The 12141-nt window shown below is 65.0% G+C and carries 12 protein-coding genes; 1 reads left to right on the forward strand and 11 read right to left on the reverse strand.

Annotated features, from left to right (window positions below; genetic code table 11):
- Positions 1–29: 29 nt before the first annotated feature.
- From GYH34_RS11840 to GYH34_RS11875, 8 genes are all read right to left on the reverse strand, one after another.
- Complete coding sequence (locus tag GYH34_RS11840; RefSeq protein ID WP_161913753.1) at positions 30–455, reverse strand: VOC family protein; 426 nt, start codon at positions 453–455, stop codon at positions 30–32.
- Between the two features lie 15 nt (positions 456–470).
- Positions 471–827, reverse strand: coding sequence for an iron-sulfur cluster assembly protein (locus GYH34_RS11845; protein WP_036287682.1), 357 nt, complete (start codon positions 825–827; stop codon positions 471–473).
- A 69-nt stretch (positions 828–896) separates the two neighbouring features.
- Positions 897–2147, reverse strand: coding sequence for a cysteine desulfurase (locus tag GYH34_RS11850; protein WP_161913754.1), 1251 nt, complete (start codon positions 2145–2147; stop codon positions 897–899).
- Positions 2144–3478 (reverse strand): Fe-S cluster assembly protein SufD, encoded by a 1335-nt coding sequence (sufD, locus tag GYH34_RS11855; protein ID WP_161913755.1) that lies wholly within the window; start codon positions 3476–3478, stop codon positions 2144–2146. The genes GYH34_RS11850 and sufD overlap by 4 nt, the downstream gene beginning before the upstream one ends.
- On the reverse strand, positions 3459–4208 hold the full coding sequence (gene sufC / locus GYH34_RS11860; RefSeq protein ID WP_018265276.1) for a Fe-S cluster assembly ATPase SufC: 750 nt from the start codon (positions 4206–4208) through the stop codon (positions 3459–3461). The genes sufD and sufC overlap by 20 nt, the downstream gene beginning before the upstream one ends.
- A gap of 140 nt (positions 4209–4348) precedes the next feature.
- Complete coding sequence (gene sufB / locus GYH34_RS11865; RefSeq protein WP_018265277.1) at positions 4349–5818, reverse strand: Fe-S cluster assembly protein SufB; 1470 nt, start codon at positions 5816–5818, stop codon at positions 4349–4351.
- Positions 5819–5885: 67 nt separating this feature from the next.
- On the reverse strand, positions 5886–7046 hold the full coding sequence (locus GYH34_RS11870; protein WP_161913756.1) for a cysteine desulfurase family protein: 1161 nt from the start codon (positions 7044–7046) through the stop codon (positions 5886–5888).
- Between the two features lie 9 nt (positions 7047–7055).
- On the reverse strand, positions 7056–8126 hold the full coding sequence (locus tag GYH34_RS11875; protein WP_161913757.1) for an acyltransferase family protein: 1071 nt from the start codon (positions 8124–8126) through the stop codon (positions 7056–7058).
- A 272-nt stretch (positions 8127–8398) separates the two neighbouring features.
- Here GYH34_RS11875 and GYH34_RS11880 point away from each other — a divergent pair, with 272 nt between their 5' ends.
- Positions 8399–9073, forward strand: coding sequence for an alpha/beta hydrolase (locus GYH34_RS11880; protein ID WP_161913758.1), 675 nt, complete (start codon positions 8399–8401; stop codon positions 9071–9073).
- A gap of 57 nt (positions 9074–9130) precedes the next feature.
- Here the strand turns inward: GYH34_RS11880 and GYH34_RS11885 are convergent, their stop codons facing one another.
- The 3 genes from GYH34_RS11885 to GYH34_RS11895 all read right to left on the reverse strand — a co-directional run bounded on the left by GYH34_RS11885 (position 9131) and on the right by GYH34_RS11895 (position 12056).
- Positions 9131–9970, reverse strand: a complete 840-nt coding sequence (locus tag GYH34_RS11885) for an outer membrane beta-barrel protein (RefSeq protein ID WP_161913759.1) — start codon at positions 9968–9970, stop codon at positions 9131–9133.
- 279 nt (positions 9971–10249) lie between these two features.
- Positions 10250–10843: a redoxin family protein gene (locus GYH34_RS11890; protein ID WP_161913760.1), complete on the reverse strand. Its 594-nt coding sequence runs from the start codon at positions 10841–10843 to the stop codon at positions 10250–10252.
- Between the two features lie 85 nt (positions 10844–10928).
- The gene (locus GYH34_RS11895) at positions 10929–12056 is read right to left on the reverse strand and encodes an anhydro-N-acetylmuramic acid kinase (protein ID WP_161913761.1); all 1128 of its coding nucleotides are present in this window, start codon (positions 12054–12056) and stop codon (positions 10929–10931) included.
- Positions 12057–12141 lie beyond the last annotated feature (85 nt).

A 12141-nucleotide genomic window follows, 5' to 3' on the forward strand; every position in this document is an offset into this window, starting at 1 on the left:
CCGCGTGGATGCGCGGCCAGACGTCGCGATCAATAATTCTTCCATATGCCCGGCGTCGCCAGCTCGACGAGATTGTCGTCTGGATCGCGGAAATAGAGGCTCCGCCCGCCAAGCGGCCACTCCATCCTCGCCTCGATCGGCACATTCTTCTCCGCGAGCCGCCGCTCCCACAGGCCGAGATCCTCGGGCCGGATCGCGAGCGCGAAATGCAGACGCCCGCGACCTTCGTGCGGCGGTATCTCGCCCCCCGGCAGAACCACCGTCTCGCCCATAGTTTCCCGCGCGAAAAGTAGAAGCACGCTGCGCGGACCGCAATCATAGGCTATCAGCCGCTGATCGGCGAACATGGGCTCGAGGCCGAGCGCATCCTCATAGAAACGCGAGGCGCGCGTCAAATCCTCGACATAGAGAGCCGTCTCGAGACACCCGTCGATTTTCGGCGCGGGCGCTTCCATCGGCTCTCCTCATTCTCACCACATGTCGAGCGTCATGCGGGCTTCGTCCGACATGCGGCTCTGATCCCATGGCGGCTCGAAGACGAGCTTGACGATGACGGCCATCACGCCCGGCACGAGGCTCACCGAGCTCTGCACCTGCTCGACGATCGTGCCTGCGACGGGGCAGCCCGGCGCGGTCAAGGTCATGTCGATATAGACGACGTCCTCGGGCGTGATGTCGATATTGTAAATGAGGCCGAGCTCGAAAATATCGGCGGGAATCTCGGGATCCTGCACGGTCTTCAGCGCGGCGATGATGCCTTGCGTCAGCCGCTCGACATCTTCCTTCGATCGGCCGGCGGGAAGGGGCTGCTGCTCCTCCCGCGTCAGCTCCCGACCGGTCACGACTTCCTGCGGCTCCACCGCGTCATCGGTCTTGGTCACGATTCTGTCTCCTTATCAAGAAAACAGCGCCTTCGCTTTCAGTAGCGCTTCCGCCAGGCGATCGACCTCGTCGCGCGTATTATACATTGCGAAAGAGGCGCGGCAGGTGGAGGTGACGTTGAAGCGCTGCAATAGCGGCATGGCGCAATGGGTTCCGGCGCGCACGGCGACGCCAGAGCGGTCGATGACGGTCGCTATGTCGTGGGCATGGGCCTCCGGCATGTCGAAAGCGACGATCGGTCCCTTGTCCTTGGCGTGACCGAAGATTCGAAGCCCCGGTATAACGGAGAGGCGCTCATGCGCATAGGCGGTGAGATCGGCCTCATGAGCGCGGATCGCCGGGCGGCCGATCTTCTGCATATAGTCGAGCGCCGCGCCGAGCCCCGCCGCCTGCACGATGGGCGGTGTGCCGGCCTCGAAGCGATGCGGCGGCGTATTGTAGGTCACATAGTCGCGCGTGACCGTCTCGATCATCTCGCCGCCGCCGGCGAAGGGCGGCAGCTTCTCGAGCCACTCGCGCTTGCCATAGAGCGCGCCGATGCCGGTCGGTCCATAGAGCTTGTGGCCGGTGATGATGTAGAAATCGACGTCCAGCGCGCGCACGTCGACATCGAGATGCACCGCGCCTTGCGAGCCGTCGACGAGAACCGGAACGCCATGGGCATGAGCGATGCGCACGACATCGGCGATCGGCGTCGGCGCCGCCAGCACATTGGACATATGCGTCAGCGCGACGATCTTCGTCCGCGGCGTGATGAGCTTCTCGAAATCCTCGAGCGAGAAGACGCCATTATCGTCGGTCTCGATCCATTTCAGCACCGCGCCCTTGCGCTCGCGCAGGAAATGCCAGGGCACGATATTGGAGTGATGCTCCATGATCGAGAGGATGATCTCGTCGCCCTCGCCGATATTGGCGAGGCCGAAAGAGGAGGCGACGAGATTGATCGCCTCCGTCGCGCCGCGCGTGAAGATGATCTCCTCGCGATCGCCGGCGTTGAGGAAGCGGCGCAAGGATTCGCGCGCGCCCTCATAGGCGTCGGTCGCCGCATTGGCGAGATAATGCAGGCCGCGATGCACATTGGCGTATTCGTGCTCGTAGACCTGGGAGATCCGCTCGATTACCTGCCGCGGCTTCTGCGCCGAGGCGGCGTTGTCGAGATAGACGAGATCCTTGCCATAGGGCTTTTCGGCCAGGATCGGAAAGTCGCGGCGGATCGCCTCGACGTCATAGGCGGCCGTGGCCTCGGCCAAGAGCGGCTGGTTCACTTCGCTCCCCCTCGCTTGCCGAGCCAGCTGCGGATGCGCTCGAAATAGACGTCGCGCACCGCTTCCTCGCCGAGCGCCTCGACGATCTCGCCGGCGAAGCCTTCGATCAGCAGCGCCTCGGCCTCATGCTTGGGCAGGCCGCGCGCCACCAGATAGAAGAGCTGGTCGGCGTCGAGACGTCCGCAAGTGGCGCCATGGCCGCAAACGACGTCGTCGGCGAAAATCTCCAGCTCCGGCTTATTGTTCATCGTGGCGTTCTCGCTGAGCAGCAGAGCCCGCGACTGCATGGAGCCGTCGGTCTTCTGCGCGCCCGGGCGCACCACCACCTTGCCTTGGAACACGCCGGTCGATTGACCGTCGAGCACGCTGCGGAAACGCTCACGGCTCTGGCAATGGGCCGCCGCGTGCTCGACGACGAGCGTCGTATCCGCATGGTCCTTGCCGCCGAGCAGGGAAATTCCGTCGAGCGCGACGCTCGCCTCTTCGCCGGCGAGCCGCGCGAAGATTTGCCGGCGCACCAGACCGCCGCCTTCGACGAAGCCGAGCGATTTGAACGACGCCTTCGCTTGGCCGGTGACGAGCAGGCTGAACAGCCGTATCGCCGCTTCCGACTGCGGGCCGATATCGGCGATATGCTCGACCTCGGCGCCGGCGCCGATCGCGAAGGCGAGAACGTGATTCTCCTGCGCGCCGGAAGGCGCGAGGGCGAGCGACGTCTCGACGATCTTCGCCTTGGCGCCGTCGCCGACGACGACCAGCGAACGCGTGAAGGAGGAGCGCGCCTCGTCGCCGGTGGAGACCAGCAATATTTCGATCGTCTTCGCCACTTCCGTCGCCGGAGCGATGCGCAGAACCACGCCGTCCTGCATCAGCGCCGCATTGAGAGCGACTACAGCGTCGGCGCCGGCGTTCTCCGGCAGGCCCAGCGCGGTGAGGACGGAGGCGTCCTCCTTGGCGAGGACGTCGGCGAGAGAGGCGAGCTCGACGCCGGCCGGCAAAGACGCGACATCGGACAGATCGGGACGGAAGGCGCCGTCGGCGACGACGAGACGCACACGGCCGAGGGTCGTCGGCGGCAGCGTGATCGCTCCCGGCGCACCGAGCGGCGCCACTGTGCGCAGCGAGGCGCGCAGATCGGTGTAGTGCCACGCCTCGACGCGACGCGTCGGCAGTCCCTTGCGCGTGAAGAACTCCCACGAGGCCTGGCGCAACGCGGGCGCGCCCTTGCCCTTCATCGCCTCGAAGGCGCCGGCGAAGGCCGTCTCGGCCTCGCTCTTCTTGTCGATCGCCTGCACGGTCATGATCTCACCCTCACGCCGCTTCGCCGACATAATCGCGATAGCCGCTCTTCTCGAGCTCGAGCGCGAGCTCCGGCCCGCCGGTCTTCTGAATCTTGCCCTTGGCCATCACATGCACAGTGTCCGGCTTGATGTAGTCGAGCAGGCGCTGATAATGGGTGATGACGAGGAAGCCGCGGTTCGGCGAGCGCAGCGCGTTCACGCCCTCGGAGACGATGCGCAGAGCGTCGATGTCGAGGCCGGAGTCGGTCTCGTCGAGAATGCCGAACTTGGGCTGCAGCAGGCTCATCTGCAGAATGTCCATGCGCTTCTTCTCGCCGCCGGAGAAGCCGACGTTCAGCGCGCGCTTCAGCATGTCCATGTTGATGCCGAGCTTGGTGGACGCCTCGCGGATCAGCTTCATGAAGTCCGGCGTCTGCAGCTCTTCCTCGCCGCGCGAGCGGCGCTGCGCGTTCACGGCGGCCTTGAGGAAGGTCATCGTCGCGACGCCAGGAATTTCGACCGGATATTGGAAGGCGAGAAACACGCCCTTGGCGGCGCGCTCATGCGGCTCGAGGCCCAGAATATTCTCGCCGTCGAGCAGCACCTCGCCCTCGGTGACGTCATAGCCCTCGCGGCCGGAGATGACATAGGAGAGCGTGGATTTGCCGGTGCCGTTCGGCCCCATGATGGCCGCCACCTCGCCGTCCTTCACCGTGAGGTTCAGCCCGTCGAGAATTTTGCGCTCGCCGATGGAGACGTGGAGATTCTTGATTTCGATCATGGTCTCGTCCTGTTGGCTGTTCGCTGTCTTGCGAGGGACGTTGCAATTCGGGGGCCGCTCTTTGTGGGCCGTTTCGTCGCTCGCCTGCCTCGTAAAGAGGCGCTCAAAAAACGCAGAGCGCCTCTTTGCTCATCGATACGTCAACCGACGCTGCCTTCGAGGCTAACTGCGATCAGTTTCTGCGCTTCCACTGCGAATTCCATGGGCAGCTTCTGCAGAACGTCGCGCACAAAACCATTGACGATGAGCGCCGTCGCCTCTTCTTCGGAAAGGCCGCGCTGCATGCAGTAGAACAGCTGGTCATCGGAGATCTTCGACGTCGTCGCCTCATGCTCGAACACGGCGGAAGCGTTCTTCGACTCGAGATAGGGCACCGTATGCGCGCCGCATTTGTCGCCGATGAGCAGGCTGTCGCAATTTGTGAAATTGCGCGCGCCTTCCGCCTTGCGATGCGCCGACACCTGACCACGATAGGTGTTCTGCGAATTGCCGGCGGAGATGCCCTTGGAGATGATGCGGCTCTTGGTGTTCTTGCCGAGGTGGATCATCTTCGTGCCGCTGTCGACCTGCTGATAGCCGTTCGACACTGCGATCGAATAGAACTCGCCTTGCGAATTGTCGCCGCGCAGAATGCAGGACGGATATTTCCACGTCACCGCGGAGCCCGTCTCCACTTGCGTCCAGGAGATATGCGAGTTCTTGCCGCGGCAATCGCCACGCTTGGTGACGAAATTGTAGATGCCGCCCTTGCCCTCGCTGTCGCCGGGATACCAGTTCTGCACCGTCGAATATTTGATCTCGGCGTCGTCGAGAGCGACGAGCTCGACCACGGCGGCGTGCAGCTGGTTCTCGTCGCGCTTGGGCGCCGTGCAGCCTTCGAGATAGCTGACATAGGAGCCGGCGTCGGCGATGATGAGCGTGCGCTCGAACTGTCCCGTGTTCTTCTCATTGATGCGGAAATAGGTCGACAGCTCCATCGGGCAGCGAACGCCCGGCGGGATGTAGACGAAAGATCCGTCCGAGAAGACGGCGGAGTTCAGCGTGGCGTAGAAATTATCCGTCACCGGAACGACAGAGCCGAGATATTTGCGCACCAGCTCGGGATGCTCGCGCACCGCTTCCGAGATCGGGCAGAAGATCACGCCGGCCTTGGACAGCTCCTCGCGGAAGGTCGTCGCCACCGAGACAGAGTCGAACACCGCGTCCACGGCGACCTTGCGCTGCTCGACGCCGGCGAGCGCCTCCTGCTCGCGCAGCGGAATGCCGAGCTTCTCATAGGTGCGCAGCAGCTCGGGATCGACCTCGTCCAGCGACTTCGGCCCGGGCGTCGATTTCGGCGCGGAATAGTAATAGAGGTCCTGATAGTCGATCGCGGGATAATCGACGCGAGCCCATTTGGGCTCCTCCATCGTCAGCCAGCGCCGATAGGCCTCGAGCCGCCACTCGGTCAGCCATTCGGGCTCGTTCTTCTTTGCCGAAATGAAGCGGACGATATCCTCGCTGAGACCCTTTGGGGCCTTTTCGGATTCGATATCGGTGGTGAAGCCGTATTTATATGCGTCGACGTCGATCTCTTCGACGCGCGCCACCGTCTCCTGGCGAGCCGCCATGTGTCCTCTCCTCGTCTCGACGGGTTCAAGGCCCGCCGGCCGAAATTAGAGCCGCCGGAGCCGCCCTTCAGGCGGCCGTCCGCCGCGCCCTGATCCTCTTTGCGACCCCTGCAAAAGCGATACCAAACAAATCTACATGCTCCTCAGTCGAACTCCAACCCAAGCTCGCCCTGAGCGCGGCTTTGTCCTCGAGCCCCATGGCGGCGAGCACATGGGAGGCTTTCACCTTGCCCGAGGAGCAGGCCGAGCCGGAGGAGAGGGCGACCCCTTCAACATCCAGCGCCATCAGCAAGGTCTGCGCCTTCTGGCCCGGGGTCAGAAAGGCCGAGGTATTGGCGAGCCTCGGGCCTTTTGCGCCGAGAAACAGGGCTTCCGGCCAGATTTCCGTGACTTTCGCCTCCAGCCGGTCGCGCAGCGCGCCGAGCCTCTCCGCCTCCGCAGCCATGCTTTTTTTTGCGACTGCGAAAGCCGCGGCGAAGCCGGCGATGGCGGCCACATTCTCGGTGCCGGCGCGGCGTCCGCTCTCCTGTCCGCCGCCGCGCAAAAGCGCCTCTCTGATATGGAGCCGGTCCTCGGCGAACGCCAGTGCGCCGGCGCCCATAGGTCCCCCGATCTTATGTGAGGAAAAGAACAATGCATCGGCCCGCAGGGCCGCGAATGTGGTCTCCAGCCGACCGACCGCCTGCGTGGCGTCGCAGACGAGAAGCCCGCCGGCCGCATGGACGAGATCGGCGGCCGCGGCGACCGGCTGTATGGCGCCGGTCTCATTGTTGGCGGCCTGCAGGGCGAGCAGAATTCGTTTACCTTTGTTGCGCTGCAGCGTATCTGCCAGCGCATCGAGCGACAGGCCGCCCTCAGGGTCGAGCCCTATTGTCTCGGCGCGCGCGGCGGGGAAGCGATGGCCGGCCAGAACGGCCGAATGCTCGCCGGCGCCGAGGAGCAGCAGATCGATCTCCGCCGTAGTTTGGTCTCGTTGTAAGAAAGGCGTCAAAATCAGATTGGCGGCCTCGGTCGAGCCGGACGTGAAGACGACATTGCGCGATTTCGTCCCAAGTCCCGCGGCGATTTCACCGCGCGCCGCCTCGATCAGCGCGCGGGCGGCTCGGCCTTCGGCATGGATGGAGGAGGGATTGCCGAGTGTCTCCAGCGCCGCGAGCACGGCGTCGCGCGCCTGCGGCCGCAGCGGCGTGGTGGCGTTATGGTCGAGATAGGCGCGGGGAGCAGTCATATTGCGAAGCTAATCGTTCCGCGCGCGGAATGGGAGAGCCGGCGGGCGGCCCCAGAGCAGTTCCCCGCCGGGCAGGCGGCGGGAGAGGGCGACGAGCGCCGCAGTTCCCGCGACGATGACCGCGGTCGCCGCCGCCGCGTCGAGATAGCCGGCGGCGAATTCCGGCAACAGCGAGGTCGCGCGAAACGCGACTGTCTGCGCCAGATAGATTTCCAGCGTTATTCCGCCGACGGCGATCACGGTCCGCGCCGCCGCCGATGGCGCGATCCTGTCGTGCAGGGCGACGGCCGCGCGCAGAAAGGCCAGCGTCGCCGCGATGGAGACCGGCAGCATCAGCGCCAGATGGCCGGCGACGCCCGGCCGCCAATAGGCGAAGCCATTGTTGTAGATATAAGTGTCCCTCGTCCAGAACAGCCATCCGACCGCGGCCGCCGCCCCGGCCGTTACGGCGACGTGGGGCGGGATAGCGCGGATCGTCACGCCGGCGCGCCCCGCGAGAAAGGCGATGAGATAGAAGGCGGCCGTGTAGCGAATGGCCGAGGGAGGAAAGTCGGGTAGCGGCGCCAGCAGCAGCGCGGCCGCGATCAGCAGCAGCGCCGCGCGCTCATAGGCGCCGAAGCGCGTCGCGGCGAAGGCTCCGGCCGAGCTGATGACGACAGCCCATAGGAACCAAAACGAGCCGCGAAAATCCTTCCACACATCCGAGCGGATGTGAGTCTCGAGGCCGACATAGGCGCGCGCGAGGTTCGGCCAGGCCGCCCAGACCGCCATTGCGAGGAGCAGAGGCAGCGTGCGGCGAAAGAAGAATTGCCCGAGGCGCGTCGCGGCGTCGATCCGTCGCGCGGCGAGATAGCCGGAGACGGCGATGAAGGCCGGCATATGAAAGAGATAGATGGCCCTGAACAGCCCGTCGTCCCAATAGTCTTCCGTTCCCGCATGGACGATCCATTGGATCGAGTGGCCGAAGACGACGAGGAGGATCAAAATCCCTTTGATGAAGTCGAGACCGAGATCGCGGCCGTCTCTGAGCTCCGCTGGCGATGTCTCGAGCGGAGCGGGACGCTGGACGATATCGACCAAGAAATCTCGTCCCTTCGCGAAACGCCTGCGGCTGTCGAGCTGAAGATCGGCGGCCGAGAATGCGCCGCTGCCCTTCAAAACTCTTGCATCTAGCGCCGTCACACATGCTAGAAGGCCCGCTCGGCCGAAAACGAGCCGCGGGTTCGGTGCGCGCCGGACGCGTGGACGCCCGGCAAGGGGCGCTCCGGCTGGAGCATAACGCATTTTCGGCGCCGGCGAAAACAGCCCGACGAAAAAAGCGCGTTTTTCGCGCGGGGGAGACGAGGAACTTCATGCCCGAGGTCATTTTCACCGGCCCCGCCGGCCGGCTCGAAGGCCGCTTTCATCAATCGGCGCAGCGCGGCGCGCCGATCGCCATCGTGCTGCATCCGCATCCGCAATTCGGCGGCACGATGAACAATCAGATCGTCTACAACCTCTATTACGCTTTCGCCGAGCGCGGCTTTTCCGTCCTGCGCTTCAATTTTCGCGGCGTCGGCCGCAGCCAGGGCTCTTTCGATCATGGCGCGGGCGAGCTCTCCGACGCGGCCGCGGCGCTCGATTGGGCGCAGGCCGTCAATCCCGAGGCGCGCGCATGCTGGATCGCCGGCGTCTCCTTCGGCTCCTGGATCGGCATGCAATTGCTGATGCGCCGGCCGGAGATCGAGGGCTTCGTCTCGGTCGCGCCGCCGGCCAATCGCTTCGATTTCTCGTTTCTGGCGCCGTGCCCGTCCTCGGGCCTCTTCATTCACGGCGACATCGATCGCGTCGCTCCGCTGAAGGAAGTGATGGGGCTCATCGAGAAGCTGAAGACGCAGAAGGGCATCGTCATCGAGCATGCGGTGGTGCAGGGCGCCAACCACTTCTTCGAGAACCGCATCGAGCCGCTGATCGCCCATGTCGACGCCTATCTCGACAAGCGTCTCGGCAATCCGCCGCGCATCGCCATTCCTGCGCGGGGCGATTGATCGCGGGAAATATTCGCGACTGGAGAGCGCGGCGCCGGGCGCCGCGCTTTTTTTTGCTCAGAATTTGGCGACGATCGGCGTCGGCTTGAACCAATCGAAATGATAGTTCAGCCCGGCGCGGGCGATATGGCCGTCGAAGCGCGTCGAGGATTGCGCGCCCGAGATCTGCGAGCCGAGCGCCGATGCGTAGGCGTAAACGGCGCCGGGCGTCGAGGCGGTTCCGAGATCGTAATAGAGATATTCGACCTTGGCGCTCCATCGCGGCGCGAACAGCCATTCGAGGCCGCCGCCGACCGCATAGCCGATACGAAGATTGGAATAGGAGTCGGACGCGATGATCGTCGGCGCGCCGACATAATTTGCCGAGAGATTGGTCTGGCCATAGGCGAGACCGCCCGTCGCATAGGCGAGCAGAGTCGGCGTGACGAGATAGCCGAGCCGCCCGCGCGCCGTGCCGATATAATCGATCCCGCGCGAGAGCGTGGTGTAGGCGGAGGCGCCGGTGAGCGCGGCCGTGGAGCCGCTGGTGGCGACGCCCTGAATATCGGCCTCCACGCCCCAGAGGAATTTGTCCGAAACCTGGGAATTATAGCCGATCTGGCCGCCGCCGATGAAGCCGTCGACGCTGGCGTTGATCGAGCCGGGGAAATTGCCGATGAGCGCATTGGCGCCGAGGCCGGCGGCGTCTGTATCCCAATAGCTCTGGGCGACAGCGTCGCTATTGGACCATGTATAGCCGGCGTTGAGACCGGCGTAGAAGCCGGTCCAGATCGGCGGCGGCGCGACCGGCGGGATGAAGGCGGGCGCGGATTTGGTGGAGGGAAGGTCGGCGGCGACAGCCGGAGCGACAGCGCAGGCGAGCGCGAGCGCGCTCGCCACGACGATGGATTTCGTCATGGGACAGGACCTCGGTTTCGATAGCGCTCCCGCCGTCCCCACGATCCGCTGAGACGGGGCCGGGGCGGGCCGGATGGCGGGGGCGGTCTCGAAAACGCGAGCCGCAAACCGGCGGGAGCGAGCGAAGGCTCTGCTCTATGCGGTCCGATCTCAAGTTAATTTTTCGCAATATTGCGGACGAAGCGCAAATCTACTTGTGAACAAAATTTAATATTATAAATTTTTGGCAATGCGCTCAGAGCCTTCGCTCGGCTCGCGCAGTCCCGGCTCCGAGCGTCGTCAGGCGCTTTTCGCAAGCGCCGGCAAAATTCGCGTCGTGATCGCGGTCTCGTCTATCGGGCCGAGGATCGCGACATCGATTTTGGGGCCGGGCGTCACCACGAAGCTCGCCGGAACCCCGCGCGCGCCCAGGGCCCGCTGTAGAAAGGCGCGCTGATCCTGCCCGACGGCGACGAAAGGATTGCCGTGCTCGGCGAGAAAGCTGCGGGCGTGGGCCGGACCGTCCTTCACATCGGCGCCGTAGATGGCGACGCCTTTTTGCGCCAGCGCCATCAAAAGGTGATGCTCGGCGCGGCAGCTCGGACAATAAGAGGCCCAGAGATAGAGGAGCGAGCGCTTGCCCGCAAGATCGGCGGCGCCGAAACCCGGCATGGCCCGCCCGTCCGCGAAGGTCAGCCCCGGCGTCGGCGGCAGATCGAAGGCCTCGATCGACAGTGTGTTGAAGAAGCGGGCCGAGAGGTCCTTGCGTTTCCAGACCTGCTCGACGACCGCGGCCCCGACGCCGGCGGAGATGGCCCCGAGCGCTCCGAGCAGAAGATTGCGCCGGCTCGGCCAGGCGGGGGCGTCCTCGTCACGCTGAATCGTCTCGGTCATGCTTCCTCCTTCTCATATCGCGCATTTGACGACGAAACCCTCAATGCGGAATGAAAGAGGCGGCGAAAGCTCGAGTGATCGTCCCTCAGCCGACGGCGCGGCGGCCGCGCTGCGCGGCGGCGATCTCGCCGCCCTTGGTCGGCGCGGGCGCCCCGGTGGTTCCGGGGAAGGTCAGCGGCAGGCCTTTCAGCACACGCACTGCGAGAAAAGCGAAGGCCTGCGCCTCTATGGCATCGCCCATCCAGCCGACCTCCGCCGCTGTGGCGACCGGGCAGGGCAGGCGGTCGGCGAGCGCGCGCATCAGCGTCGGATTATGCGCGCCGCCGCCGCAGACGATCGCTCGCCGCGGCGCTGCGGGCGTCTGCGAAAAGGCGAGAGCGAGGGAGGCCGCGGTGAAGGCGGTGAGCGTCGCGGCCGCGTCCCCCAGCGAAAGCTCATCTGTTGCTCGAAATGAAAAGTCGTTTCTATCTAAAGACTTCGGCGGCGCTTTCCGAAAAAATGGATGAAGCAGCATGGATTGCAGAATCGACTCGTCGACGCGACCCTGGGCGGCGGTCGCGCCGTCTCGGTCGACCGGCGAGCCGGTGCGCGCGAGCATCAGATCGTCGATCAGCGCATTGCCGGGGCCAGTGTCGAAGGCGAGGGGCTCGGCGTCGCCATCGACGAAAGTGACATTGCCGACCCCGCCGATATTGATGACGGCGACCGGCCCCTCGAGCCCGCTCGATGCAACCAGAGCGCGATGATAGGCCGGCGCGAGCGGCGCGCCCTCGCCGCCGGCGGCGACATCGGCGGCGCGGAAATCATAGGCGACATCGACGCCGAGCCGACCGGCCAGCGACGATGCGTCGCCGATCTGGACGGTGAGCCGGCTCTGTGGCCGATGCAGCACGGTCTGCCCGTGAAACCCCAAAATGTCGACGCCGGCCGGATCGAGCCTCTCGTTGCGCAGGAAGGACACGACGGCTTGGGCATGGCGTTCGGTGATGAGGCGCTCCGCCGCCCCGACCGCGCCGGGCCGGGCGGCTCGGTCCGTGAGGCGCGTCGCCTCGGCGAGCGCGGCGCGAAGCATCTCGCGATCGGCATCCGAATAAGGGAAGAAGCCGGTCGGGCCGAAGGCGAGGCGCTTTTCGCCGTCCGTGTCCAGCAGCGCGACGTCCACACCGTCCATCGAGGTGCCGGACATGAGGCCGATAGCGCGAAAGAGGGTCATGTTGCGTCTCCTGCCTGCGCATATTCGGGCGACTCGTGGCCGCGCCGGATTTTCTTGCCAGAGCGATGCAAATCGCTCAAGTGTG

This window comes from Methylosinus sp. C49 (assembly GCF_009936375.1).
In the GTDB taxonomy this organism is placed as follows: Bacteria; Pseudomonadota; Alphaproteobacteria; order Rhizobiales; family Beijerinckiaceae; genus Methylosinus.